Origin of the sequence: Bradyrhizobium sp. CCBAU 051011, from assembly GCF_009930815.1 — a bacterium.
Lineage (GTDB): Bacteria > Pseudomonadota > Alphaproteobacteria > Rhizobiales > Xanthobacteraceae > Bradyrhizobium.
The window spans coordinates 772,656-799,013 of sequence record NZ_CP022222.1; the positions used below are offsets into that span (position 1 = coordinate 772,656).

At 63.3% G+C, this 26,358-nt stretch carries 23 protein-coding genes; 13 read left to right on the forward strand and 10 right to left on the reverse strand.

Features of this window, described 5'->3' with window-relative positions; translation table 11 throughout:
• Nucleotides 1–368 precede the first annotated feature (368 nt).
• The 3 genes from ACH79_RS03775 to galE are packed head-to-tail and all read left to right on the forward strand — an operon-like array spanning nucleotide 369 to nucleotide 4,475.
• Nucleotides 369–2,651: an exopolysaccharide transport family protein gene (locus ACH79_RS03775; protein ID WP_161849825.1), complete on the forward strand. Its 2,283-nt coding sequence runs from the start codon at nucleotides 369–371 to the stop codon at nucleotides 2,649–2,651.
• The gene (locus ACH79_RS03780) at nucleotides 2,644–3,468 is read left to right on the forward strand and encodes a WecB/TagA/CpsF family glycosyltransferase (RefSeq protein WP_161849826.1); all 825 of its coding nucleotides are present in this window, start codon (nucleotides 2,644–2,646) and stop codon (nucleotides 3,466–3,468) included. Before ACH79_RS03775 ends, ACH79_RS03780 begins: the two co-directional genes overlap by 8 nt.
• The gene (gene galE, locus ACH79_RS03785; RefSeq protein ID WP_161849827.1) at nucleotides 3,465–4,475 is read left to right on the forward strand and encodes a UDP-glucose 4-epimerase GalE; all 1,011 of its coding nucleotides are present in this window, start codon (nucleotides 3,465–3,467) and stop codon (nucleotides 4,473–4,475) included. Before ACH79_RS03780 ends, galE begins: the two co-directional genes overlap by 4 nt.
• A 215-nt stretch (nucleotides 4,476–4,690) precedes the next feature.
• On the opposite strand, the gene ACH79_RS03790 is transcribed toward galE, so the two are convergent.
• Nucleotides 4,691–5,293: a DUF1080 domain-containing protein gene (locus ACH79_RS03790; RefSeq protein ID WP_161849828.1), complete on the reverse strand. Its 603-nt coding sequence runs from the start codon at nucleotides 5,291–5,293 to the stop codon at nucleotides 4,691–4,693.
• 209 nt (nucleotides 5,294–5,502) lie between these two features.
• Here ACH79_RS03790 and ACH79_RS03795 point away from each other — a divergent pair, with 209 nt between their 5' ends.
• The 3 genes from ACH79_RS03795 (at nucleotide 5,503) to ACH79_RS03805 (ending at nucleotide 6,675) form a co-directional block, all read left to right on the forward strand.
• Nucleotides 5,503–5,970, forward strand: coding sequence for a cupin domain-containing protein (locus tag ACH79_RS03795; RefSeq protein ID WP_246738413.1), 468 nt, complete (start codon nucleotides 5,503–5,505; stop codon nucleotides 5,968–5,970).
• Nucleotides 5,971–6,032: 62 nt separating this feature from the next.
• Nucleotides 6,033–6,272, forward strand: a complete 240-nt coding sequence (locus ACH79_RS03800) for a DUF2171 domain-containing protein (RefSeq protein WP_057838047.1) — start codon at nucleotides 6,033–6,035, stop codon at nucleotides 6,270–6,272.
• Between the two features lie 61 nt (nucleotides 6,273–6,333).
• Nucleotides 6,334–6,675, forward strand: a complete 342-nt coding sequence (locus ACH79_RS03805) for a hypothetical protein (protein WP_161849829.1) — start codon at nucleotides 6,334–6,336, stop codon at nucleotides 6,673–6,675.
• Here the strand turns inward: ACH79_RS03805 and ACH79_RS03810 are convergent.
• The gene (locus ACH79_RS03810) at nucleotides 6,649–10,737 is read right to left on the reverse strand and encodes a GAF domain-containing protein (protein ID WP_161849830.1); all 4,089 of its coding nucleotides are present in this window, start codon (nucleotides 10,735–10,737) and stop codon (nucleotides 6,649–6,651) included. The two genes, ACH79_RS03805 and ACH79_RS03810, sit on opposite strands and share 27 nt — an antisense overlap.
• A 351-nt stretch (nucleotides 10,738–11,088) precedes the next feature.
• Between ACH79_RS03810 and ACH79_RS03815 the strand changes: the two genes are divergently transcribed.
• The 4 genes from ACH79_RS03815 (at nucleotide 11,089) to iaaH (ending at nucleotide 16,113) form a co-directional block, all read left to right on the forward strand.
• Complete coding sequence (locus tag ACH79_RS03815) at nucleotides 11,089–12,126, forward strand: Ldh family oxidoreductase (RefSeq protein WP_161849831.1); 1,038 nt, start codon at nucleotides 11,089–11,091, stop codon at nucleotides 12,124–12,126.
• 46 nt (nucleotides 12,127–12,172) lie between these two features.
• The gene (locus ACH79_RS03820) at nucleotides 12,173–13,540 is read left to right on the forward strand and encodes an LLM class flavin-dependent oxidoreductase (protein WP_161849832.1); all 1,368 of its coding nucleotides are present in this window, start codon (nucleotides 12,173–12,175) and stop codon (nucleotides 13,538–13,540) included.
• 14 nt (nucleotides 13,541–13,554) lie between these two features.
• Nucleotides 13,555–14,340, forward strand: a complete 786-nt coding sequence (locus tag ACH79_RS03825; protein ID WP_161849833.1) for a fumarylacetoacetate hydrolase family protein — start codon at nucleotides 13,555–13,557, stop codon at nucleotides 14,338–14,340.
• Nucleotides 14,341–14,685: 345 nt separating this feature from the next.
• On the forward strand, nucleotides 14,686–16,113 hold the full coding sequence (gene iaaH, locus ACH79_RS03830) for an indoleacetamide hydrolase (protein ID WP_161856197.1): 1,428 nt from the start codon (nucleotides 14,686–14,688) through the stop codon (nucleotides 16,111–16,113).
• Nucleotides 16,114–16,186: 73 nt separating this feature from the next.
• Here the strand turns inward: iaaH and ACH79_RS03835 are convergent, their stop codons facing one another.
• Together ACH79_RS03835 and ACH79_RS03840 are read right to left on the reverse strand one after the other, a co-directional pair.
• Nucleotides 16,187–16,921, reverse strand: a complete 735-nt coding sequence (locus ACH79_RS03835) for a LuxR C-terminal-related transcriptional regulator (RefSeq protein ID WP_161849834.1) — start codon at nucleotides 16,919–16,921, stop codon at nucleotides 16,187–16,189.
• Nucleotides 16,922–16,973: 52 nt separating this feature from the next.
• Nucleotides 16,974–17,963, reverse strand: coding sequence for a tripartite tricarboxylate transporter substrate binding protein (locus ACH79_RS03840; protein WP_246738414.1), 990 nt, complete (start codon nucleotides 17,961–17,963; stop codon nucleotides 16,974–16,976).
• A gap of 173 nt (nucleotides 17,964–18,136) precedes the next feature.
• Between ACH79_RS03840 and ACH79_RS03845 the strand changes: the two genes are divergently transcribed.
• Both ACH79_RS03845 and ACH79_RS03850 read left to right on the forward strand, forming a co-directional pair.
• Complete coding sequence (locus ACH79_RS03845; RefSeq protein WP_161849836.1) at nucleotides 18,137–18,598, forward strand: carboxymuconolactone decarboxylase family protein; 462 nt, start codon at nucleotides 18,137–18,139, stop codon at nucleotides 18,596–18,598.
• Nucleotides 18,599–18,614: 16 nt separating this feature from the next.
• The gene (locus ACH79_RS03850) at nucleotides 18,615–19,028 is read left to right on the forward strand and encodes a cupin domain-containing protein (protein WP_161849837.1); all 414 of its coding nucleotides are present in this window, start codon (nucleotides 18,615–18,617) and stop codon (nucleotides 19,026–19,028) included.
• Nucleotides 19,029–19,183: 155 nt separating this feature from the next.
• Here the strand turns inward: ACH79_RS03850 and ACH79_RS03855 are convergent, their stop codons facing one another.
• The 6 genes from ACH79_RS03855 to ACH79_RS03880 all read right to left on the reverse strand — a co-directional run bounded on the left by ACH79_RS03855 (nucleotide 19,184) and on the right by ACH79_RS03880 (nucleotide 24,450).
• Nucleotides 19,184–20,041 carry a D-amino-acid transaminase gene (locus ACH79_RS03855; RefSeq protein WP_161849838.1) on the reverse strand — a complete coding sequence of 286 codons (858 nt, stop codon included), beginning with the start codon at nucleotides 20,039–20,041 and terminating at the stop codon, nucleotides 19,184–19,186.
• A gap of 166 nt (nucleotides 20,042–20,207) precedes the next feature.
• On the reverse strand, nucleotides 20,208–20,939 hold the full coding sequence (locus tag ACH79_RS03860) for an amino acid ABC transporter ATP-binding protein (RefSeq protein WP_161849839.1): 732 nt from the start codon (nucleotides 20,937–20,939) through the stop codon (nucleotides 20,208–20,210).
• Nucleotides 20,940–21,027: 88 nt separating this feature from the next.
• Entirely contained in the window at nucleotides 21,028–21,720 is a 693-nt protein-coding gene (locus tag ACH79_RS03865; protein ID WP_161849840.1) for an amino acid ABC transporter permease, read from the reverse strand.
• 2 nt (nucleotides 21,721–21,722) lie between these two features.
• The gene (locus ACH79_RS03870; RefSeq protein WP_161849841.1) at nucleotides 21,723–22,454 is read right to left on the reverse strand and encodes an amino acid ABC transporter permease; all 732 of its coding nucleotides are present in this window, start codon (nucleotides 22,452–22,454) and stop codon (nucleotides 21,723–21,725) included.
• A 78-nt stretch (nucleotides 22,455–22,532) separates the two neighbouring features.
• Complete coding sequence (locus tag ACH79_RS03875; RefSeq protein ID WP_246738634.1) at nucleotides 22,533–23,384, reverse strand: amino acid ABC transporter substrate-binding protein; 852 nt, start codon at nucleotides 23,382–23,384, stop codon at nucleotides 22,533–22,535.
• A 103-nt stretch (nucleotides 23,385–23,487) separates the two neighbouring features.
• Entirely contained in the window at nucleotides 23,488–24,450 is a 963-nt protein-coding gene (locus ACH79_RS03880; protein ID WP_161849843.1) for a LysR family transcriptional regulator, read from the reverse strand.
• 420 nt (nucleotides 24,451–24,870) lie between these two features.
• Between ACH79_RS03880 and ACH79_RS03885 the strand changes: the two genes are divergently transcribed.
• Nucleotides 24,871–26,130 carry an FAD-dependent oxidoreductase gene (locus tag ACH79_RS03885; RefSeq protein ID WP_161849844.1) on the forward strand — a complete coding sequence of 420 codons (1,260 nt, stop codon included), beginning with the start codon at nucleotides 24,871–24,873 and terminating at the stop codon, nucleotides 26,128–26,130.
• The last annotated feature ends 228 nt before the right edge of the window (nucleotides 26,131–26,358 follow it).

Consider the following 26,358-nt stretch of genomic DNA (forward strand, 5'->3'; position numbering starts at 1 on the left):
ACGCGATGTTGTCAGAGACACGGGCGAAGGTCAGCCACCGACTGGCGCAAAGCAATAATAGATGGTTAATTTTCTACGGCCACGACGTCACGGAACGGCCGAGCCGCTATGGTTGCTCGCCCGCTTTGCTCGAGCATGCGCTTCGAGCGGCATCCCGGCGGAACATTCCGGCCCTGACCATGGCGGAGGCGATGCGATGCGCCCGCGCTTAAACGCTTTGTTTGCCAATTCGGTGAATAGTCCCTTGGTGAGTATGGTTAATTTTCCCTGTTGCGTTTGTTCAGCGCTTTTTTCCAGCGCACCCGGCGTAGCCCGAAGAGTAACCCCTCAGCCGATGCGTGCGGCAGTTCGAATGGAAGCTGGGGTCGATGCTTATCTATGACCAGCCGATAAAGCCTGAGGTCAGGCCCGCCGCGATGGCCGCGCCAGTCGGCTTCAGCGTGCTCGACCTGGCCCAGCTCCTCTGGCAACGGAAGGTCGCGATCGCATCAGCGGCGCTGATCTCCGCCGGCGTCGCGGTTGCGGTCGGCAAGAGTCTGACGCCGAAATATACCGCCTCCGCCCAGCTCTACGTCGATCCCCGCGAATTGCAGCTGGTCGATCGCGAATTGACGCCTCGCGCCCAGGATATGTCCGGCCTTGCGATGGTGGTAGAGAGCCAGGCGCGCGTCATCACCTCGAACAACGTACTCCTGCAGGTGATCCGCGATACCAACCTGGAAAAGGATCCGGAGTTCGGCGGCGACGCCAAAGGCTTGTTCGGATCGTTGCTCGGCCTGGTCGGGATCGAGCTGCGGCCGACCGCAGAGCAGCAGAAGCAGATACAAATGAGCGCGCTGGAAGCGCTCAATCGGCACATCAACGTCAAGAAGACCGATCGCACCTTCATCGTCGATATCGACGTCTGGTCGTATGAGCCGGCCAAGGCGGCGATGCTCGCCAACGCGATCTCGAAGGCCTATCTCGCCGAATCCAAGCAGTCGCAGGCTGCCGCCGCGCGGCGCGCGACCAGCGACCTTTCCGGCCGGCTGAAGGAATTGCAGGAGCGGCTTCGCAATGCCGAGAACACGCTCGCGGTCTACAAGGCGCAGAACAATTTCGTCGGCACCCAGGACACGCTGATCAGCGACCAGCAGCTTTCGGCCAGCAACCAGCGGCTCGCCGCGGCGCGCGCGCTGACGCTCGACGCAAAGGCCAAACTCGACCAGATCGAAGCCAGCCGCAAGGCGTCGAGCGACGCCGGCGCGATTCCCGAGGCGCTGCAGTCGCCCACAATCGCCAATCTGCGCGCGCAACAAGCCGAAGCGCGCAAGCGCCAGGCCGAATTGCAAGCCGAACTCGGACCGCGTCATCCCGCGCTGCGCCAGGTGGAGCAGCAGGTGCAGGATCTGCGCCGCACCATCAATGAGGAAGTCGAGCGCTTTGCACAGGCCGCCAGGAACGATCTGGTCCGCGCCCGCGACTATGAGAACTCGCTCAACAAGGCGCTGGAAACCCAGAAGCGCCAGAGCGTCCAGATGAGCCAGGCCTCGGTGCGCCTGCGCGAACTCGAACGCGACGTCGAGGCGAGCCGCGACGTCTATCAGTCGTTCCTGAAGCGCTCGCGCGAGACCGAGGAGCAGGAGAGCCTCAACACCTCGAACGCCCGCATCATCGGCGAAGCCACCGTGCCGCAGCGGCGCACCTTCCCGCCGGCCATGAGCCTGCTGGCGATGATCGGCTTCGCCCTGGGCGGGCTAGCCGCCGCCGGCTGGTTCGTCGCCGTCAACCAGTTGATGCCGCGCACGACTGCGTTTCAGCCCCGGGGCAAGGCGCCGTCGGAAGCTTCGGAGCAGCCCGCCGCACCCGAGGCCGCGAGCGAGCCGCCCGCCGCCGAACGCCAGCCGCAGCCCGCGGTCAGCCTGATCGAAAAGCCGCCGATCGCGCGGCTACAAGAAGTCGACGTGATGCGCACGCTCGGCAGTATCCTGGCGACCGGCGGCACTACGGACGTCACGCGTCTGGGCTGGCCGACGCTGCGCCCGGGCTTTCCGCTGATGACCGTCCTCACTGCCTTGCGCGAGATGCGCGCGGCGCTGGCCAGGCGTACCGAAAGAACGCCTGTCATGGCCGTGATCGGCGCCAGCCCGGATCAGGCCCGCAGCATCGCCGCGCTGAACATCGCGCTCGCCGCCGCGCGTGACGGCGCCAAGGTGCTGTTGATCGATGCCGATTTCAGGGAACGCGCGCTGTCGAACAAGGTGAGCCACCTGGACAAGACCGAGCCCAGCCGGTTCGGCTGGCTTAACATCGGAACCAAGCCGCCCCGTGCGATCGCGACCGCGAACGGAATTTCGATCCTCCCGGTTATCGAGGCCACGGACGCCAAAGCGAGCAACGCTATCCGCAAGGCGATTGCTCAGGCGCGTTCATCCGGCGGTCATGACCTCGTGATCCTCGACGGGCCGGCCATGCCGTGGAGCCCGTCCGATCGCAAACTGCTCGACATGGCCGAGGGCCTGGTAGCGATCCTGCCGGTGCAGTTCGATATCAACGACAGCATGGAAGACATCATCGCTGCCCTCGGCGGGACCGAGCACAGGCTCGTGGGTGTCGTCCTCAGCGAAGTCAACCCAACGGTCAGCCAGCAGCGAGACAAGCAATATGCTTGAGCGCCGCGTAAATACCGTCGGGCGGGCGGCCACGGCCGGCATACCCCGCATCACGCTGGGCGGGCTGCGGCTTGCCGTGCTGGATCTCGAGCAGACCGCGAACTTCATGATCGACATGGTGTTCCCGCAGCGCCGCGCCGATCGTCCGCTCTACCTGACCTCGGCCAATGGCGAGGTGCTGGCGCGCTGCTCGACCGAGCCGATGACCGACCGGCTGTTCCGGGCCGCCGATCTGATCAACGCCGACGGCCAGCCGCTGGTGACGGTGTCGCGCTTCAAATCGACGACACCGCTACCCGAGCGCGTCGCGACCACCGACCTGTTCCACGTCGTCGCCCGCAAGGCGCAGGCGGCCGGCCTGACCTTCTACCTGCTCGGCGCGGACGAGGCGGAGAACGCCGCCGCAGTCGCCAGCGTCCGCAAACAATATCCCGAACTCAAGATCATCGGCCGCTGCCACGGCTATCTTCGCGGCGGGGCGCTGCGGGCCAAGGTCGCCGAGATCAACGCGCTGGCGCCGGACTATCTCTGGGTTTCGCTCGGCGTGCCCTATGAACAGGCCTTTGTCGAGGAGTTCACGCCGGCCCTCTCCAATGTCGGCGTCATCAAGACGTCGGGCGGGCTGTTTAATTTCCTGTCGGGCAGCCGCGTCCGCGCGCCGCTATGGATGCAGAATGCCGGCCTCGAATGGGTCTGGCGCATCTGGCTGGAGCCACGCCGCCTGTTCTGGCGTTATCTGACCACCAACCCGCGCGCGCTCTATTTGTTGCTGAACAGGAGCCGATCGGCGGACATCGACGGGACACGCAATCGATGAGCAACCGTCCAGCCATTCTCGTCACCGGCGGCGCCGGCTATATCGGCTCGCATTGCTGCAGGGCATTGGATACGGCAGGCTACCTGCCCGTCACCTATGACAATCTTTCGACTGGCCATCGCAGCTTCGCCGCGAGCACGCTCGTCGTCGGCGATATCGCCGACAAGGCGACGCTGGCGCGGAGCTTTGCCGAGCACGACATCGTGGCCGTCATGCACTTTGCCGCGTCGAGCCTGGTCGGCGAGTCCGTTGCCGATCCGCAGAAATACTACGCCAATAATCTCGCCGGCACGCTGTCGCTGCTCGCGGCCATGCGCGACGCCGGCTGCAATCGCCTGGTGTTTTCATCGACCGGCGCGGTCTACGGCAATGCCGACAGCAAGGCGCTGCGCGAGGATTATCCCTGTCTGCCGATCAACCCCTATGGCGCCTCGAAATGGATGATCGAGCGTGTGCTGGCGGATTATCGCGCAGCCTACGGCCTCGGCTCGTTCGCGCTGCGCTACTTCAATGCCGCGGGCGCCGATCCTGCCGGCGGCATCGGCGAGTTGCGCGACGTGGAGACACATCTGATCCCCCGCGCGATGATGGCGCTGCAGGGGCACGTGCCTGATTTCGCCGTATTCGGCGACGATTACGACACGCCGGACGGAACGGCGATCCGCGACTACATCCACGTAACCGATCTGGCGGCCGCCCATGTGCTGGCGCTAAAGCTGCTGCTCGAGGGACATTCCGGCGGCGCTTTCAATCTCGGTACCGGCAACGGTTTTTCGGTGCGCGAGATCCTCGCGGCGATTGCGGCCGAGACCGGTCGCGAAGTCCCGCATGTCGTCAAACCGCGCCGCGCCGGTGACCCGACCTATCTGGTCGCCGATCCCTCCGCTGCACGCGCGACGCTGAACTTCAATCCCGTTCATTCGGATCTTGCGACGATCATTCGCACCGCCTGGGCGTGGCACAAGACGGCGCATCCGTTGAAGACAATCGGTCCTGGTCGCGATTGAGGCGAGGCAGCCGTCGTCGCCTGAGCGTCGGCGGTCCGATGCAGCGCGTCCCCAATAAGGACGGTTGATCCACAAGCTTGTCATGCCCGGACTTGTCCCGGGCATCCATGTCTTCCTATGTTGTAGCAACAAAGACGTGGATGGCCGGGACAAGCCCGGCCATGACGAAGCGGAAACTTGTGCGCTCGCGCCGCGCAGACTGAGCGAGCGGCGGCTTACAACGACTTGATCTGGACCTTGCGGAACTTGATCACGCCAGAACCGTATTGCAGCGCGAACGGGCCGCTGGCGTGTTTTGAGTCCTGGACATCAACGGTCTTCTGGCCGTTGAACACGACGACGAGCTGAGGGCCCTTGGCCGTGATTTCGTAAGTGTTCCATTTGCCGCCCGCCTTCGGCATCGGGTCGACCTTGGCGACATCGACGATCGCGCCGGTGCCGTAGGTCGGATCGGGCCGTTTGTCAAAGATGTTGACCTCGTAGCAGATCTTGGCGTCGATCTTGGCCGACTGGTCGCAGCGAATGAAGATTCCGCTGTTGGCGTCATCGTCGGCCCAGAACTCGACCTTCATCTCGAAGTCTTTGTAAGATTGCTTGCTGACGAGATAGGACGGATCCTTGCCCTCGGTGATCTTGTCCGCGACCAGCGCGCCGTCCTTCATCGCCCAATTGGCTTTGCCGACCTCGGTCCAGTCACCCATCTTGGTGCCGTCGAGGAGCGTCACCCAGCCGTCGCTCTGGCCGGACGCCACGCTGGAAAATTGGATAGCGGCGGCGCCGACCAACAGACCGGCCGCAAGTACCGACAAACGCTTCATGAACGTAACCCTCCCATGGCTGCTCTTGGTTGGGCGGCAACCTAGCATCACAATTTCGGGCGTAAATCCGTTTTTCATGCTGCAGCTGCGTTGTGCGTACCGTGCGTATCGCAGCCGCCGGTCACGCATGCAGAAGCACGCCTTGTGTCCCAAGAACAGGACCGGCTAGCGTGGACGGACAGCTAAAAAGCCGATCGAGGGAGGAATCCATGAAGCTGGCAAGGCGACCTGGGCGATACCTCGCGACGCTGCTGATGGTGACCGCGATGACGGGCATCGCCGCCGCTGCGGAACTCAATCCGGCCGCGGTCATCTACAAGCTGCCGGACCAGATCCCCTGGGGTCCGGTCAATGCGGCCGGCGCGCAAAGCGCCGTCGTGGTCGGCGATCCCTCGAAACCCGGCTTCTACATGGTCTACAATAAGTGGACCAAGGGCAATCATTTCAGCCGCCCGCATTTCCATCCCAACGATCGCTACATCGTCGTGCTGCAGGGTACGTGGTGGGTCGGCTCGGGACCGAAATTCGATCCGGCCAATACGACGCCGATGCCGGCCGGCAGTTTCGTTACGCATTTCGGCAAGCAGGTGCACTGGGACGGCGCCAAGGATGAGGACGCCGTGCTGCTGATCATGGGCGAAGGTCCGGCGACCTCGACGGCGGCGGAAGAGAAATAGCCGCAGCAACCATTTCGACGACGGCGCGTTTCATGTTCCCAACCATTCTACGGATATGAAACATGGCTGTTACCGAACAGATCAAGGAACACATGGACGTCATCTCGTCGGACAAGAAGACGGTCGGCAAGGTCGACCACATGGAAGGGACCGACAAGATCAAGTTGACCAAGCAGAGTTCGCCCGACGGACAGCACCACCACTTCATTCCGGTGTCATGGGTCGACCATGTCGATCAGCATGTCCACCTCAACAAGTCAGGCGCGGACGTGACTTCGCACTGGCAGCATGGCCGGCAGTAGCCGGCTGACACGCATTTGCGCGGCGCAAGGATGCGGCTATCATCCGGTTTCAGGAGATGAAATGCATCCAGCGGCGCGACTGCAATTCGAGCGCATAATCGGCGAATATGCGCGCTGGCGGGCCGTTCCCGAAGCGGAACGGTCGCCCGCTCCGGCGTGGTGGTGGGGACCCGCGATACAGTTGCGCCACGCGCCGATATCCCTGCCGGCCGAATGGTGCACCGAGCTCGGCCTGCCCGATCAGGCGACGTATGCGGCGGCGGCAGAAATCTTCCTGCAGGCCTTTGCGGGACAGACGTCGCTGCCCTGGCCGTACGACTTTCCCCGCAAGAACGACATCCCGGACCCGACGGTCCGTGAGCTGCACCCGCAGCCGTCAGACGACAGCGCTTTTCAGCCCTGACCCGGCTTCTGGCTGCAACGGCGGCGAGGCAAGCCGCGGTTCGGCTCGGAGCAGATCAGCCATCTGCTTTGCCGGCAGCGGCTTGGAGAACAGATAACCCTGCATTTCGTCGCAGGCATGGTTGCGCAGGAAAGTCTCCTGTTCCACGGTCTCGACACCCTCGGCAATAACGGTCATGCCCAGCGCCTTGCCCATGCTGATGATCGCCTGCGCAATGGCCTGGTCTTCGGAATCGACCGGCAGGTCGCGCACGAAGGAGCGGTCGATCTTGATGGTGTCGATCGGGAATTGCTTCATCAGCGACATCGACGAATAGCCGGTGCCGAAATCGTCGATGGCCAGGCGAATGCCGCGGCTCTGGATCGCGTCAAGCACCTTGATCGCGCGCGAGACGTTCCGCATCACCATGCTTTCGGTGACTTCGAGCTGCAGCAGCACCGGCGACATGCCGCTTGCCAGAAGCGCCTCGTCGACGTCGTGCAACAGATGGGAATCGGCGAATTGCCGCGGCGACAGGTTGACCGCCATCGTCACCGGCCGCAAGCCGCGGCGCTGCCAGGCCATGTTCTGCGCGCAGGCTTCCTTGAGCACCCAGCGGCCGATCGGGACGATCAGCCCGATTTCCTCGGCCAGCGGGATGAATTGGCCCGGGGAGACGGTGCCGAGCTCGGGATGGATCCACCGCAGCAGCGCCTCGACGCCGGTGATCTGGCCGCTCGCCATGTCGACCTTGGGCTGATAGTGCAGCGAGAACTGTTTGCGTTCCAGCGCGCGGCGCAGGGCGCTTTCCAGCGTCAGGCGCTCGATCGACTGTGTCTTGAATTCCTTGGTGAAGAAGCGGAAGCCGTTCTTACCGTCCTCCTTGGCGAGGTACATCGCCATGTCGGCATTCTTGGTCAGCGTCTGGATGTCGGTGCCGTCGGACGGATACATCGCGATCCCGATCGAGGCGGTGGTGTGGCATTCATGGCCGCTGAGCTGCAGTGGCTGGCTGAGCACGGAAAGCAATTCGCCGGCAATGCGCTCGACCTCGTTTCGCTCGGCCGATTCCTCCAGAATGACCACGAACTCATCGCCGCCGAGCCGCGCCACCACATCGCTCGAACGCAGCGCGCGGCGCAGCCTGCCGCCGATCTCCACCAGCAGCATGTCGCCGGCGTCATGGCCCAGCGAGTCGTTGATGACCTTGAACCTGTCGAGGTCGATGAACAGCAGCGCGAACTGCCGCTGATAGCGCGCGGCCGCATCGATCGCGCGGCGGAGCATGCCGTTGAACATTTCGCGGTTCGGCAGGTTGGTCAGGCTGTCATGCGACGCCAGATACTCGATCCGCTCGTCGGCGCGGGTCTTTTCATCGGCGCGATCGAAATTCTCCAGCGCGAACGACACGTTGTCGACCAGCCGCTGCAGCAGCTCCGCAAACTCGGGCGTGAACGTATCCTTTTCGCGCGACATGAAAGACATCACGCCGACTACTTGGCCCTGCACCAACAAGGGGAACGACGCACCTGAATTCGTACCGTCCGTGCGCGCTGTACCGTGAAACACCGCGGCGCGCGCATCAGCGAGGTAATCGTTCATGATGCAGGCGCGCTGCGATCGTATCGCCTGGCCGCACAGCCCACGTCCCTCCGGTCGCGTCTCGCTGGTCGAAAGCGTTGCCTGGCGGGCGCTAGTGGCGGTCGGACCGGCGGCAGCCACGACATCGAGAAGATCGCTGTCAGGCTTTACCAACGCGATGGAGGTCAAGGTAAACTTGCCACCCGTCGCCGCCGCTTCGCATACCAGTTCGAACAGTTCCGGCCGCGACGAGGCACGGATGATCGCCTCGTTGGTCGCACTGAGCGCCGCAAGCATGCGCGTCAGGCGCTCCTTCTGGACCTCGGTCCTCGCCTTGTCGTCGGCGCGGTCGAAATTGTCCAGCGCGAACGACACGTTGTCGGCCAGCCGCTGCAGCAGCTCGGCGAATTCGGGGGTGAAGGTGTCCTTGTCCAGCGACATATAAATCATGACGCCGACCGGCTCGCCGCGAACCAGCAGGGGAAAGGCGGCGCCTGACTGAGCGCCATAGGAACCAACGATCGCCTGGAAAGCGGCGACGCGCCGATCGGTCACATAATCATTGGTGATGCATGGCCGCCTGGTTCGGAACGCCGTTCCGCTGAGCCCGCGGCCCTCGGGACGGCTTTCATCCACCGACAACCTGACATGCCGTGTCGTCTCGGCCGCCGGGCCCGAGGCAGCGACGATTCTGAGAAGGTCGCTGCCGGAATCGGCCAATGCGATGGTGGTGGAGGTAAACCTGCCGCCACCTGCCGCGGCTTCACACACCAGATCGAACAGCTCCTCGCGGGATTTGGCCCGCATGATGGCTTCGTTGGTTGCGCTCAGCGAAGCGAACATCCGCGTCAGGCGCTCTTTCTGACTTTCGGTCCTCGCCTTTTCATCGGCGTGATCGAAATTTCCGATCGCGAACGACACGTTGTCGGTGAGACGCTGCAAAAGTTCGGCGAATTCGGGCGTAAACGTATTCTTTTCGGAGGAGATGAAAAACATCACTCCGACCGGCTGGCCGGAAACCATGAGCGGGAACGCCGCGCCCGACATTGCGCCGTCGCTGTGAATGAATTGGTGAAAGGCCGACCCGCGAGGATCGGCACGCAAATCGTTGGCGATGCAGGCCTGGCGGGAACGGAAGGCGTTGCCGCACAGCCCGCGCCCTTCCGGATGATCCGCGTTGGTCGAAACCTTCACCCGGCGCATGTTGGCGGCGGTCGGTCCCGCCACCGCAACCATGTCGGTATAGTCGCTGTCCGAACGGGCCAGGAGAATGCTGGTCGAGTTGAAGCGGCCGCCTTTCGCGGCGGCTTCGCATACCAGCTCGAACAGCTCCGTCCGCGACGTTGCACGAACGATCGCTTCGTTGGTTGCGCTGAGCGCCGCCAGCATGCGCGCCAGCCGTTCCTTTTGCGCGTCGGCCCTCGCCTTCTCGTTGCTCCGCTCGAAATTGTCCAGCGCGAACGAGACGTTTTCCGCGATGCGCGCCATCAGCGCGACGATCTCTTCGTCCTCCGCCCACAGCTTTCCGACAAAGAACATCAATACGCCGATGCTCTCGTCGGCCTTGATCAGGGGAACGGCGACGCAGGCGGTGACGCCCGTCTCGCGCGCGGCCTGATGCCAGGGCTGCCCCTGCGTCGAGCTGAGGATATCGTTGTTGACGGACGGCTGCTGTGTCCGGAAGGCCTTGCCGCAGACGCCGGTTCCATACGGGTTGCCCGCATCGATCGAGAACGGCGCGCGCATGATCTGCTCGGCGATGGCGCCGGTACCTGCGGCCGGCTTCAACCAGATTGAGTCCGGCTGTGCCAGCAGGACCACTGTGGCTGCGGACTTTCCGCTGTGAACCGCGGCGTCGCAAACGCGCTGGTAGAGTTCCTGTTCGGTCTTGGCGCGAAGAATGGCTTCGTTGGTCGCGCTGATGGCGCCGAACATCCGGTTCAGGCGCCGCGTGGTGCGCTCGCCGTTCTTGCGCGCGGCTTCATGGTCAAAATTGTCGAGCGCAAACGAAATGTTGGCCGACACACGCTCCAACATGGCGACGAGTTGATCGTCGATCGAGTACGCCTCGCGCCGCGAAACCAGCAGCACGCCGACGCTCTGGCCGTTGCAGATCAGCGGCAGCGCAGCTGCCGCGCCGACCTGGTTAGCCTTGGCGCCGTCGCGCCAGGGCAGTGAGCGCGTGTCGTTCAGGAAATCATTGCTGACGCATACGCGCTGGTTGCGGAATGCATGCCCTGAAACTCCGGATCCTTCGGGCGTATCGGCCACGACGGAAATGTCGATGCTGCGCAGACGGGGCACATCATCGCCGCAACCGGCGGCGAAACGCAGAAGATTGGTTTCGGGTTCCAGCAGGAAAACTGCCACGGCCAGGAAGTCGCCAACCGAGAACGCGGCTTCGCAGACCTTGGCGTACAATTCTTCGGGCGATTTGGCGTACAGAATCGCTTCGTTGGTCGCATTCAACGCCGCGAGCGTGCGCGCGATATCGGTCTTCACCGTCCCCAAGCTCCTGCCGGCAGCGCCGGGCTGCCCCCGCGGATTTTATGCGTGTAGCAGGCCTAAATGCTCGTTATCGGCGACTTGCCGTTGCCAATCAGAGTAAATGTCGGACCAACGGCAATTGGCGCCGCTCAGGAGAACTACGGTACTTTCACGATTTGTCAGCCATACCGCCGGCCGGCATGGATCGAATTTTCCTGGAATGGAAATCCCCGCACGCCAGAGCCGTGTCCGCAGCATGGCTAACAGGATATTTCCACGCTTGCCCTACCGCCGCCGCTTTGAGAGCATGCCGGCACCAAACAAGACCCGCCATCCGCGCGGGCGTTAAAGGGTGAGGAAATTGCCATGCCGATGGTCCAGGCCGACCGTCTCACGCGCATCGGCGCGGCGCTGCTCAGGGCCGCCGGGGCGTCGGAGGAGGAAGCCGATGCGGTAGCTGTCGGCTGCGTCAACGCCAATCTCGCCGGCCACGACTCGCACGGCGTGATCGCGATCCCGACCTATATCGACCGCATCAAGACCGGCCATATCGTGCCCGGCGCCAAATGGACCATCGTGCAGGAATCGCCGACTACGACCGTGATCGACGGCCATTGGGGCTTCGGCTTTCACGTCAACGCCAAGGCGATGGCGCTGACGATCGAAAAGGCCAAGACCGCCAATGTCGCCGCCTGCACCGTGTTCCGGCAGAGCCATGTCGGGCGGCTCGCCGCCTATCCCCTGATGGCGATGCGGGCCGGCATGATCGGCATTGCGGCCGCCGATTCCGGCCGCTCGCCAAAACATGTCGCGCCGTTCGGCGGACGTGAGGCACGGCTCGGCACCAATCCGATCTCGATTGCGGTGCCGTCCGATCTCGAGGCGCCGTTCTATTTGGACATGGCGACCTCGGCGGTGGCGGCGGGAAAGATCGCGCTGTCGGTCGCGCGTGGCGAACCAATCCCGCAAGGCTGGATCATCGACGCCGAGGGACGGCATACCACCGATCCCTCGCAGTATCGCAAGGGCGGCGCGCTGCTGCCGCTCGGCGGCAGCGAGGGCTACAAGGGAAGCGGGCTGGCCGCGATGGTGGAAGTGCTGTGTGGCCTGCTCACGGGCCTAGGCTTTGGCGTCGAGCCGACCGGCCGGCACAATGACGGATGTTTCATGGCGGTGTTCAATGTCGCGGCGTTCCGTCCCCTGAAGGATTTCGAGAAAGAAGTCGGCGAGTTCGCCCGCTATCTGAAATCGACCCCGCCGTCGGAAGGCTCTCCCGGCGTGTTCTATCCCGGCGAGATCGAGCATATCCGTGAGCAGCAGCGCCGGCGCGACGGCATCGAGGTCGAGGATGCCACTTGGGACAGGCTGAAGGCGCTCGCCACCGACTACAAGCTCGCCGCCTAACTCGACCTGAAATGAAATCCACACCGGCCCGCGCAAGGAGAACGGCATGACACGGCAAATGGCGCTGGTGGGATTCTTGCAAGCGCAGAACTGCACCAACCTGCCGAGTTCGTGGCGGCACCCGGAATCGCGCGACGATTCGATGTCGGCCGATTACTACCAGGAGATCGCCCGGATTCTCGAAGCCGGCAAATTCCACATGGCGTTCTTCGACGACCGCCTCGCGATGCCGGACCGCTACGGCAACGACCATGCCCACACCGTCGAATACGGCATTCGCTGCGTGAAGATGGATCCGCTGATCGTGCTGACCACGATGGGCATGGTCACCGAGAAGCTCGGGCTGGGATCGACCTGCTCCACTACCTATTACGAGCCGTTCGACGTTGCGCGCCGCTTCGCAACTCTCGACCTGATGTCGGGCGGACGCGCGGGCTGGAATGTCGTCACCTCGCTCAATGACGGCGAGGCCCAGAACATGGGCAAGGACGCCCATCTCGAACATGACTTCCGCTACGACCGGGCCGACGAGTTCATGGAAGTCGTGCTCGGCCATTGGGACACCTGGGAAGACGACTCCTTGATCATGGACAAGAAGAGCGGTCGCTTCGCCGAGCCGGCCAAGGTGAAGCGGCTCGATCACAACGGCGCGTTCTTCAAGTCGCGCGGGCCGTTCACGGTGCCGCGCTCGGCGCAGGGCCATCCCGTCATCATCCAGGCCGGTGCGTCCGGCCGCGGCCAGCGCTTTGCGGGACGATGGGGCGAGGTGATCTTCACGGCAGCGCGCAACGTCACCGCCGCCAAGGAAGGCTATGCGGCCGTGCGCAACGAAGCGGCAAAGGCCGGCCGCGACCCCGACCAGATGTTCCTCTGCAACCTCACCACGCCGGTCTGCGGCGCGACCAAGGCCGAGGCCGAGGACAAGATGGCTGTCATCAATAAGCTGCCGCTGCAGATCGATGCGCTGTCGCTGCTGGCGGAAGCGCTGAACTACGATTTTGCGTCAAAACCGCTCGGCGAGCCGCTGACCACGGAAGAGCTCAAGAGCATGCAGGGCATTTTGGGCATTCGCGACGGCGTGCTCAAGGCATCGGGCAAGACCAATCCCAGCGCGCGCGACTTCGTCACCTTCTCCGGCCGCGGCCAGGTGCAGGATGCCATCGTCGGCGGCCCGAAGGAGATCGCGGACAAGCTGGAGGAGATGTTCGTCGAGCGCGGCTGCGACGGCTTTGTCATCGCGGCCACCATCGTGCCCGGCTCCTACGCCGATTTCGTCAAGCATGTCGTGCCGGAACTGCAGCGCCGCGGGCTGTTTCACCGGGATTACGCCGGCAAGACCCTGCGCGAGAATCTCGGCTTGAAGCGGCCTGCGGCTGGTGCCTGGAAAACCAGTCCGCGGGTCGCCGCCGAATAAGAAAAGGAAGAGCGATGCGTTGGCTGAAATTCACCGCCGCCGGCAAGACATCCTGGGGCATCCTGGAGAACGGCAAGGTGATCGCTGTCAACGGAGATCCGTTCGGCGAGTGGCAGCGCGGGACGCAATCTCATGCGCTGAAAGACGTGAAGATCGAGTTGCCGCTGATCCCCCGCACCTTCTATTGCGTCGGGCTGAACTACCTCAAGCACCTGAAGGAAGCCGCCGACAAGGCCGGCACGGTGCCGAACGTTCCTGATCGGCCCGAGATCGGCTATCGCGCGCAGAATGCGCTGATCGCGCATGACGAGGAGGTGGTGATCCCGGCGAGAGCGACCGAGAAGATTCACTACGAGGGCGAACTGGTGGTCGTCATCGGCAAGAAAGCAAAGCACCTCACCGAAGCCAATGCGATGGATTGCGTGTTCGGCTACACCATCGGCAACGATGTCAGCGAGCGCACCTGGCAGAAGGCCGACCGCAGCCTGTGGCGTTCCAAGAACGCCGACACTTTCAAGCCGATGGGCCCGTGGATCGAGACCGATGTCGACCTCGACAAAATGGAGACGGCGATCCGCGTCAACGGCAAGGAGACCGGCCGCTTCCGCACCAACGACATGATTTTTGGGGTCGTGCCGTTCCTGGTCGAACTCTCCAAATATTTCACGCTGTCGGCGGGCGACGTGATCTGGATGGGAACCGACGGTACCTCGCCCGACCTCAGGGACGGCGACGTGGTCGAGATCGACATCACCGGGATCGGGACATTGCGAAACAGGTTTGTGAAGGAGAAGATTTGAGGTCTCCCACCCTCATCCCGCGAGACTGTGAAACTATGTCCATCCGTCATTGCGAGCGCCGCGAAGCAATCCATCTATCCCCGCGCCGAGACGTGGATTGCTTCGCTTCGCTCGCAATGACGTGAAGAGAACCGGCGTTCGCTCTTCTCTCCCCCTAAGGAGCTATGGGAGCGACCGGCGTCCTCAGAAATGAGGACAGGCGCCGGAACCAGCAGAAGATAAGGTTCGTCCGGACGAGTATCTATCTTACGGAGGATCATCATGGCTCGCAGCTCCACCCTGCTCGGCTCGGCCCTTACGAGCCTTGTCCTCGCCGCGGCGTCCCCAGCGGCAGCCCAACAGGCGATCGATCTGGATCAACTCACCGCCACCCAGGCCGCAGCCGATCTCTGCGCCGGCAAGATCACCAGCAAGGCGCTGACCGCGGCGGCACTGGCTCGCGCCAAGACAAACGCCGATCTCAACGCCTTCATCACGCTCGACGAGGCCGGCGCGATGAAAGCGGCGGAGGCCTTCGACGCCGGCCGCAAGAAAGGTTCATGCAAGCCGCTCGGCGGCGTGCCCATCGTCATCAAGGACAATATCGAGGTGGCCGGTCTTCCGAGCACGGCCGGAACGCCGGCGCTGAAAAAGTTCGTGCCGAAGAAAGATGCGCCGGTGGCCGCAAAACTGCGCGCGGCAGGCGCTATCATCATCGGCAAGACCAACATGCATGAGCTCGCCTTCGGCATCTCCGGCTACAATGGAGGCTTTAAGACCGGCCCGGAGCCCGGCGTGCGCAATGCCTATGACGCGACAAAGATTGCTGGCGGCTCGTCCTCGGGAACGGGCGCCGCGGTCGGCGCGCGGATCGTCACGGCCGGTCTCGGCACCGACACCGGCGGGTCGGTCAGGGTTCCCTGCGCGCTGAACGGTTGCGCCTCGCTGCGTCCGACGGTCGGCCGCTATCCGCAAGCCGGCATCGCGCCGATTTCACATACCCGCGACACCGCCGGCCCGATGGCTTCGACGCTGACCGACGTGGCGATTCTCGATCGCGTCATCGCCGGCGGCGGCGCGATCGCGCCCGCCGAGCTGAAGCAGGTGCGCCTCGGCGTCGACAAATCAATGCTGGCCAATCTGGATGGCGACACCGAGGCCGCATTCAAGGCCGCGCTGGAAAAACTCAAGGCGAGCGGCGTGACGGTGGTCGATATCGAAATGCCGAAACTTGCGGAGCTCAACGGCCAGGTCGGATTTCCGCTTGCGCTGTACGAGGCCTATGACGACATGGTCGCCTATCTCAAGAAGAGCGGCTCTGGCGTCAGCATCGAGAACCTCGCCAAGGAGATCGCAAGCCCCGACGTGAAGGGCACCTATGACGGGCTGGTGATTCCGCGCAAGCTGCCGGGACCGAACAATACGGTCACTGAGGCCAAACCCGCTTATGACGCCGCCATGAAAACCGCCCGGCCTGCGCTGCAGGCGCTCTATCGCGATACGTTTGCGAAGAACAAGCTCGATGCCATTGCCTTCCCGACGGTGCCGAAGGTGGCGATTGCTTCAAATCCTGACTCGTCGAGCCTCGCCAATTTCCTGCTGTTCATCCAGAACACCGATCCCGGCAGCAATGCCGGCATTCCCGGCATCCAGCTTCCGATCGCGCTGGGTGCATCGAGCAGGCTGCCGATCGGTCTCGAACTCGATGGTCCCGCGGGGAGCGATCGCAAGTTGCTGGCGGTCGGCATGGCGATGGAGAAGCTGTTCGGCCGGCTACCGCCGCCGTCGCGCTAGCTGGGCACGGCACCACGGGGCCCAGACTCAAAATCTCGAAAACAACCCCATGCAAAGTAGGATGGGCCCTGCCCTAATGCCGTGCAAACAGGCTGGCGACGCCGCTGCGGCGGCGGACGCCGAGCTTGGCGAAGATGCGCTCGATATGGGTACGTATCGTCGATACCTCGACCTGCAGGCGGTGCGCGATTTCCTTGTCACTGAGATCGTCTGATATCATTCGCGCGATCTCGAATTCGCGCACTGAGAGTTTCAGGATCGGCGAGCCGTTCACCGCAATGGCAGCAGCCCCGCCTGCGGCGCGGACCAGCGCACCGGTGAAGGCCGGCTCGATCAATCGCAACAGCTCCAGCGTATGGCCGTCGAAATTGTCGCGCCGCCGGCCGCGCCAGATCCTGACGTCGCCGATGTTGCGGCCGCCAACGAAACTATAGGCGTTGACACCCCAATGCAGCCCATCGCGGGCGAGAAAGTCGTTGAAAAACTCGGTCCGCATCAGGTCGCGCTGCGGCATCACCTGCGTGACCAGCGTCGCCTCGCGGCGTGCCTGCAGCTTTAACGTGATCGGGTCGTGATGCTGGTAGTAGCGGTCGTAGGCGGCGATGTTGGCCGGGTCCATGTTCAGGTACACGGCCTTCTCGAAACGGCCGGTCGCATCCTGCCAGACGAAGGAGGCGTAGTGATCGGCTTCCAGCAAATCCACTAGGTGATGGCCGACGGCCTCGCGCACGTCGCGCTCGCTGAGGTCCTCGGACAACAGCCCGAAGATGCGCGCCAGCACCCGGCTCTCGGAAGCGCTCACATACATGAAGGCCATCCTAGCCGGGAACCGCGGCCGGGGGAACCGGCTTCGCGCAGCCCTACTCGGCCTTGATGCCGGCTTGCTCGATCACCTTGCGCCAGCGCTCCACCTCGCTGCGGTAATAGCGGCCGAACTCCTCCGGCGGCGCAGCGATCATAACGAGACCCTCGTTGACGCTGAGTTTTTTAAAAGCGTCGGGCTGAACGGCTTTCGCCGCCGACCTGTTGAGACGGTCGATGATATCAGGCGGCGTTTTCGCCGGCGCAAACAGGCCGTACCAGGTTTCCGCTTCAAAGCCGGCAAGACCGGTCTCGGCGATCGTCGGCAATTGCGGGAAGGCGGGCGAGCGTTCTGCAGTCGTCACCGCCAGCGCGCGCAACTGGCCGCCCTCGATCAGGGACGCGGCGCTTGCCACCGTCGTGAACATCACCTGGGTCTGCCCGCCGATCAGATCGGTGATCGCCGGCGCGGAGCCCTTGTAGGGCACCATCGTCATGTTGACACCGGCCATACGCTTGAACATTTCGCCCGCGAGGTGCGCCGAGGTACCGGTGCCGAACGTGCCGTAGGAGATCTTGTCGGGCTCGGCTTTCGCCGCCGCGATCAGATCGGCGATGGAACGAAACGACGACTTCGGGTTGACGACGACGATGTTGGGCGAACGCGCGATGAACGCGACCGGCGCAAAGTCCTTGTCCGGATCGAAGGGCAGTTTGGCGTACAGGCTCGGGTTGACCGCATGGGCAAATGATCCCATCAGCAGCGTGTAGCCGTCGGCTTCGGCGGAACCGACCGCCTGCGCCCCGATGATGGTGCCAGCGCCCGGCTTGTTCTCGATGATGATGCTGCCGCCGAGATCCTTTGCCATCTCCTGGGCCAGCACGCGCGCGATGGCGTCGGTGCCGCCGCCCGGCGCAAACGGCACGATGATCTTGATGACACGCTCGGGATAGGCGGCGAGAGCGGCGTGGCCGAGCAGAAACAGCAATAGTGCAGCGAGCGCGAACAGGAAGACGAAGCGGCATCGATCGACCGCAGTCAGTAGCATCGCACGGCTTCCCGCCGACACCCGCTCGCGCGCAAACATCCGTCGCCTCCCCTGGTTTTCTTCAGATCACTTTATTGTATCCGACAGGATCGATCCAGATCGTGACTATCGTTCCGATCGGGATAGACTTGGGCAATCGTTCAAATTGAAAGTGTCCAGAGAGGAGCACGAGCATGAAGCCCCGGATGAACTACTACCAGGCCGCGCCCGATACCATCAAAGCGCTCGTCGCGGTGGAAACCCAGATCGTCGCCTCAGGGCTCGAAAAGTCGCTGATCGAATTGGTGAAGACGCGCGCCTCGCAGATCAACGGCTGCGCCTATTGCATCAACATGCACACCCAGGATGCCCGCAAGCTCGGCGAGACCGAACAGCGGCTCTATTTGCTGAGCGCCTGGCATGAGTCGCCGCTCTATACCGACCGCGAACGCGCCGCGCTGGCGTGGACCGACGCGGTGACGCTGATCGCCGAGACACACGCCCCTGACGATCTCTACGAAGAGCTCCGCGCCCATTTCTCGGAAGCGGAGATGGTCAATCTCACCATGCTGATCGGGGCCATCAACGCCTGGAACAGGATCGCGATCTCCTTCCGCGCGGTTCACCCGGTGAAGGCGAAGGCAGCGGTGGCGTGAAACAAGGGAGAATCGCATGAAACGATCGATTTGCGGCATGGCGGCAATCGCCCTGCTCGCGCTGGTCACGGGCCCCATGCCGGCCGCGCATGCCGAGGGCGACAAGGTGACGCCCGTGCGTTCGGAAAAGCTGCCGAACGTCCCCGGCAAAAGCCTGACCACCGTATTGGTGAACTACGCGCCCGGCGGCAAGTCGGCCAGTCATCATCACGCCGGCAGCGTGATGGCCTATGTGCTGACGGGCAGCATCCGCTCGGAGAATTCGGCAACCGGACCGGCCAGGGTGTACAAGGCCGGCGAGGCCTTCTTCGAGCCTCCCGGCAGCGAGCATCTGGTGAGCGAGAATGCCAGCACGACAGAGCCGGCAAGCCTGCTCGCGATTTTCGTCGCCGATGACGGCGCGCAACTGACGACGTTCGGGAAGAAGTGAGGTCGCACGCTCCACATCCCCCGCTGTCATGCCCCGCGAATGCGGGGGCATCCAGTACGCCGCGGCCTCTCGGCTCAAGCACGCCGCCTTTGGAATACTGCGTCACCCGCCCCTGTGCGCAATTGCGCACAAGGCGGGCGACGACGTAGGCGGAGCTAAACCGCCGTCGCCTTGGCGAACTCGACATAGATCTCGCGGAGCCGATTGGTCATCGGGCCGGGCTTGCCGTCGGCGACCTTCTTGCCGTCGATCGACACCACCGCCTGCACGAACAGGCTGGCGCTGGTAATGAAAGCTTCCTTGGCGGCCAGCGCCTCCTCGACCGAAAATGCACGCTCCTCGACGCGAAGCTGGCGCTCTTCGGCAAGCGCTACCACGGCCTTGCGGGTGCAGCCGGGCAGGATTTCGCTGCCGTTCTGCCGCGTCACGATCACGTCGTCCTGCGTGAGGATGAAGCACGAGGATGAGCCGCCCTCGGTCACCTTGCCGTCCTCGATCATCCAGGCCTCGCCGGCGCCGGCCGCAGCCGCCGCCTGCTTGGCCAGCACCTGTGCCAGCAGCGCCACGCTCTTGATGTCGCGGCGGGTCCAACGCAGGTCGGGTACCGTGATCACGCTGATGCCGGTCTTGGCCGAGGGAGCGTTGACGATGTCCTTCGTTGAGGTGAACATGATCAGCGTCGGCTTGACGCCTTTGGGAAACGCAAAATCGCGCCCGGTGTCGGCGCCGCGCGTCACTTCGAGATAGACCATGCCGTTGACGAGATTGTTGCGCTTGACCAACTCCTGCTGGATCTCCTGGATGCGCGCCGTGGTCTCGGGGAGCGCCAGCTCGATCTCGCCGACCGAGCGCTCCAGCCGCGCCAGGTGCGAGGCGTTGTCGATCAGCTTGCCGTCGAGCACGGCCGCGACTTCATAAATGCCATCGGCAAACAGGAATCCGCGGTCGAGGATCGAGACCTTCGCCTCTGACAGGGGGACGAAGGAGCCGTTGACGTAAGCGATCTGTTCCAAAGTAGAGTCTCCTGGCGATAGCGATGCCGGTGACGGCATTCCTATATGCAAATTGTTGACGGCCAAGTCTTCACGCCGTCATTCCGGGGCGCCTCGAAGAGGCGAACCCGGAATCTCGAGATTCCGGGTTCGATGCTGCGCATCGCCCCGGAATGACGATTACGCCCTAATGCGACAGAATCTTCGACAAGAACTTCTGCGCACGTTCGCTGCGCGGACTGCCGAAGAAATCGGTCTTCTGCGCATCCTCGACGATCTCGCCCTTGTCCATGAAGATCACGCGATGCGCGACCTTGCTGGCAAAGCCCATTTCGTGGGTGACGACCATCATGGTCATGCCCTCATGGGCGAGATCGACCATGACGTCGAGCACTTCGCTGATCATTTCCGGATCAAGCGCCGAGGTTGGCTCGTCGAACAGCATCGCGATCGGATCCATGGCGAGTGCCCGGGCAATCGCCACGCGCTGCTGCTGGCCGCCGGACAGTTCAGCCGGATATTTGTTCGCATGCACGGTCAACCCGACGCGCTCCAGCAGCTTGTCGCCCTTGGCAACGGCCTCATCATGCGAGCGGCCCAGCACCTTTTCCTGCGCCAGGCACAGGTTTTCGATGATGCGCAGATGCGGAAACAATTCAAAGTGCTGGAACACCATGCCGACGCGGGCGCGCAGTTTCGGCAGATCGGTCTTGGGATCGTTGACCTTGATTCCGTCGAGGATGATCTGGCCTTCCTGAAACGGCTCCAGCGCGTTGACGCATTTGATCAGCGTCGACTTGCCCGAGCCCGACGGGCCGCAGACCACCACCACCTCGCCCTTGGCGACGCTGGTGGTGCAATCCTTCAGCACCTGGAAGTTCGGCCCGTACCATTTATTGACGTGGCTGATTTCGATCATGAACCTATCCTTTTGAGCATGATCTCCGGGCAAACGCTTCGCGTTTGTCCCGAGGAAAACCGGCTTCCACTTTTCCGGATCATGCTCGTCACCGAACAATAGCAATGCGTGCCTGCAGGCGCCGGACGCCCCAGGACGCGACACAGGAAATCGCGAAATAGACCGCGGCAGCAAACAGGTACATCTCGACCAGCCGGCCGTCGCGTTGCGCCACCTTGCTGGCGGCGCCGAGGAAGTCCGGGATCGACAGCACATAGACCAGCGAAGTGTCCTGGAACAGCACGATGGTCTGCGTGAGCAGCACCGGCAGCATGTTCCGGAACGCCTGCGGCAGCACGATGTAGCGCATGGACTGGCTGTAAGTGAGGCCGAGCGCGCTTGCCGCCGCCGGCTGTCCTTTGGAGATGGACTGGATGCCGGCGCGCATGATCTCGGAGAAATACGCCGCCTCGAACATGATGAAGGTGACCAGCGACGAGGTGAACGCGCCGACGCGGATCGGCCGCGACGCGCCCGTCAGCCACTGACCGATATAGGGCACCAGAAAGTAGAACCAGAAGATCACCAGCACCAGCGGCAGCGAGCGCATGAAGTCGACATAGAGCCCGGCGATACGGCCGAGCAGTCTGTAGCTGGATAGCCGCATCAGCGCGATCAGCGTGCCGAACACCAGCCCGCCCAGCGCCGACAGCCCGGTCAGCATCAGCGTAAAGCTCATGCCGTCGAGAAACAGGTAGGGCAGCGAGCGGCGGATGACGTCGAAATCGAGATTGCCGAACATCGTCATTTCCCCGTGATGTAGCCGGGGATCGCCAGGCTGCGTTCGAGGAAGCGCATACCGGTGACGACGATGATGTTGATCGCGAGATACATCACGGTCGCGGCGGTGAAGGCCTCGAATACCTGGAACGAGAATTCCTGCATCGCCCGCGCCTGGCCGGTCAGTTCGATCAGGCCGATGGTGATCGCGACCGAGGTATTCTTGATGGTGTTGAGGAATTCGGACGTGAGCGGCGGCAGGATGATGCGGAACGCGATCGGCAGGAGCACGTAGCGATAGCCTTGCCCAGTCGTCAGCCCTAGCGCCGTTGCCGCCTGCTTCTGCCCGCGCGGCAGCGAGGCGATCCCTGCGGCGAGTTGCACGGCGACGCGCGCCGACATGAACAGGCCGACCCCGATCGCTGCCGTCCAGAACGGCGCGTTGGGGAGCTGCTTCATCCACAGCCCTGCGGCGCGCGGCAGCAGTTCCGGCAGCACGAAGAACCAGAGGAACAGCTGCACCAATAGCGGCATGTTGCGGAAGAATTCGACGTAGCCAAAGCCGATCCAGGATGCCGTCTTCGACGGCAGCGAGCGCAAGATGCCGACAATCGTGCCGAAGATCAGCGCAATGACCCAGGCCAGCAGCGCCGTCTTGATGGTCAGCAGCAGTCCCGCGACCAGCATATCGAGATAGGTGCCGGCCCCGGTCGGGTTCTGCTCGAAAAAGATATGCCAGTTCCAGTTATAGTTCACGGGTCCCCACCGTCCGCCATTCGTCCCACAGGAGTACGCTCATGCAATGGCCGGGCCATTGCATGAGCGCGGGAACGTTTACTTATACGAATCCGGATCCGGCGAGTCCGACGGCTTGGCAAACTCGTTCTTCAGTTCGGAGCTGATCGGAACGTTGAGGTTCAGCCCCTTCGGCGGAATCTTCTGCGTGAACCACTTGTCGTAGATCTTCTGCGCCTCACCGCCCGTGTAGAGCGCGGCGGTCGCGGCATCGACCACCTTTTTGAAGGCCGGATCGTCCTTGCGCAGCATGATGCCGTAAGGCTCCGGCTTGGAGAACGCGTCCTTGGAGATCACGTAATCATCCGGCGCTTTCGAGCCGGCAACCAGGCTTGCCAGCAGGATGTCGTCCATCACGAAGGCCACCGCGCGGTCGGTCTCGACCATCAGGAATGCCTCGGCGTGATCCTTGGCCGGGATGATGTTGACGTTGAGGCTGCGCGCGGCGTTGGCCTCGGTGAGCTGCTTGATGTTGGTGGTGCCGGCGGTGGAAACCACCGACTTGCCCTTGAGGTCGTCGATCGAATTGATCTTGCTCGCCTTCTTGGTGACGTAGCGGCTGGCAGTCAGGAAGTGGGTGTTGGTGTAGGAAATCTGCTTCTGGCGCTCGGCATTGTTGGTGGTCGAGCCGCATTCGAGATCGATCGTGCCGTTGGCGAGCAGCGGAATGCGGGTCGACGACGTCACCGGATTGAGCTTGACCTCGAGCTTGTCGAGCTTGAGCTCCTTCTTCACGGCATCGACGATCTTGTAGCAGATGTCCATGGCGTAGCCGATCGGCTTCTGGTTGTCGTCGAGATAGGAGAACGGAATCGACGAGTCGCGGAAGCCGAGTGTGATGGCGCCGGTATCCTTGATGTTCTTCAGCGTCCCGGTGAGTTCCTGGGCCATTGCCGGGGTGGTGCACAACGCACCCGCGAGCAGACAGCCGATAATCTGACGGTGTTTCACGTAACTTCTCCCTCTAAAGGTTTCAGATGATTGCTCATCCACCCTAACTCAACTTGCCGGGCCGTTTGGCCGGCGGTCTCGAACCTGTCCTGGCAATACCGCCCCCGGCGTGCCCGGCACTATACCTGCACAATTCGGACCAAAACAGATTTAGCGGCCGCTGGCTATTCGTCCGATCGCGAAATGCGACTAAGGATAAAGGCAAGGCCCATTTGTCGCCGCCGATCGGGGTCAGCCGCTTCCGGCCCGAAGCCGCCACCGTGCCCTCCGTTAACCAAGCCACGCCTCGTCCGCTGAGCGCCATCCCGCACAGAACGTCCGACATATCGCTTTCGATGACCCGGACGCCGGTAATGGGGGCATTCTCCAGGATGAGATCGACCAGCCGGGCGAAATAGACGCCGGGCGAATACATCAGAAGCGGCACCGGATGTGACGCTCGCCCAGGCAGCGACGCGCCGCCCTTCGCCACCAGCGCTTCGCTGGCATAGGGGCGCAGGAACTCTGTGCCGAGGAGCACACGTTCGTAGCGATCCGGGTCGAGATGGATCGGCTGCTGCGCGTGATGGTAGCAGATCATCAGGTCCACATTGTCTGATACCAGCGAGGTGACGAGATCATGGATGTTGCCCACGACCACCGAACAGCTCAGCCGCCGCTCCTGTGACCAGGCCTGCCACCATTGCGGCAGCCGCGCTGTGGCCATCGCAAACGGCAGCGCGATGCGGATATGCTCGTTGCGGTGAAGCGGCTTGCCGCCAAGCTCGATACGGCTGTCGAGCATCTGTCGCAGCAACTCGCCGGCATGTTCGCGAAAGCGCTCGCCTTGCGGCGTGAGCTGCGTCGGGTAGACGCTGCGGTCGATCAGGTCGAAGCCGAGCCAGGCTTCGAGCGACTTGATGCGGCGGCTGAAGGCGGCCTGCGACGTGTTCCGCTTCTCGGCGGCGCGAGTGAAATTGCCGGTCTCGGCCACCATCAGAAAATCCTGCAGCCAGCGAAGCTCCATCACCCTCCCCGCTTTGCAGGCGATCGCCGCGCCACCGCCATGATGGCCGCCTTGGGGCAACGCATCGAAGCGGCCACCAACCGGCGCTGGTTCAGAATAGGAAATGTGATGCCCCATGCCGGCAAACGTAGCGGATCGGGATGCGGCATGACCAATGCAAGCTTTGCATCGCCCCGCCTCGCCACCGTCTCGGCGGCAATTTCCCTGATTCCTTGCCCGCTCATCTCAGCCGTTCCGCATCCGCCTCCAATGTCCTCGCCTTTTATCCTGCCACGCCACCGACAGGTTATGCAAATTTTGCATCATGCAGACTTGGCATCGATGGTGGCGTTCGGACGGCTTAAACCTGGCGGGTGACAACCCTTCGCCCGATCGGTTCTCGCGTTCTGATCGGACGATCACCTTGGATGAGACCTAGAGATGAAAATCTGTGTACTGGGCGCCGGCGTCATCGGACTGACGACCGCATGGTGCCTTGCCGAGGCCGGGCATGACGTCATCATCGTCGACCGGCATGCTTCCACCGCGAAAGATGCCAGCGCCGCCAATGGCGCCCAGCTCTCTTACGCGTTCGTGGCGCCGCTGGCGTCGCCGGCAACCCTGAAGAAGCTCCCATCGCTGCTGCTGTCGTCGGATTCGCCGATGCGCATCCGCGCCGGGCTCGATCCCGCGTTGATTTCCTGGGGCCTGCGCTTCTTGCTCGCCTGCCGGCCCGCAGCCGTGCGCGAGACCATTGCAGCGCAGCTCGCGCTCGCCGCCTTGAGCCGGAGCGAGCTGGCGCGGTTGACGCAAAGCCTGATGCTCTCGTTCGGATTGCGGACCGCCGGCAAGCTCGTCTTGTTCCGACGCCAGGGTGAATTCGAGGCAGCGCGGCGCGCGATCACCGCGAATGCCGGCGAGGATGGCCAACAGGCATTGACGCCGGCGGAATGCCTTTCGCTCGAGCCTGCGCTCAGACTTGATGCCGGCGAACTCGCGGGCGGAATCTTCACGGCCTCCGAACAGGTCGGGGATTGCGCGGCGTTTTGTGCAGGCCTCACGCTCCAACTGAAACGGCAACGCAACGTCGAATGGGTACTCGGTACGGAAGTTCGCGGGCCGGTTCGATCCTGCGGCCGGCTGGTGGCCATCGACACGAACCAGGGCCATGTGCAGGCGGATTATTTCGTTTTGTGCATGGGCGCGGCATCGGCGGCATTTGCGAAAGCGTGCGGATTCTATCTGCCGATCTATCCGCTCAAAGGCTACAGCATCACCCTTTCACCGGCGCCGGAGGCGCTTGCGCTCCGACACAGCGTCACGGATATGGAGCGCAAGCTGGTATTCGCCCCGCTCGCGCGCGATCGCCGCCCCGCCATCAGGGTTGCCGGCATCGCCGATCTTGAACGCGGCACCACGATCGATGCAGGGCGCGTCGGCGTGCTGCGCCGCGCATCCACCGAGCTGCTTGGTATCGACACGGCCGGTGACGTCGAGCCCTGGTGCGGGCTTCGTCCGATGACGCCGGACAGCCGCCCGATCATCGGCTGGTCGCCGCTCGACGGCCTCTTCATCAATTCAGGCCATGGCATGCTCGGCTGGACGCTGGCATGCGGCAGCGCGCGGCTGACAGCTGACATGATTGAGTGCAAGCGCTCGGTCACCGCGGCCGGGGCGTTCGCCCTGCGCCGCGCCGCCTGACGGACGCAGGTTGCGAACCAGCGGAACCGACCGGTCGGTCCGCGCCAGAGCTTGCCCCAACATCCCACGGTGCAGTGGCGATCTAATTCCGTAATCCGGGATGCGGCGGCAGACCATTTGTCGCATACATCATTTCCAGCCTGCTGCGGCGCGGACGGCCTCAGCCGCCGCGGTCAACAAGCTTTTCTTCCAGGGCAATTTCAGGGAAGATCGCGCCCGGGAAAGAAA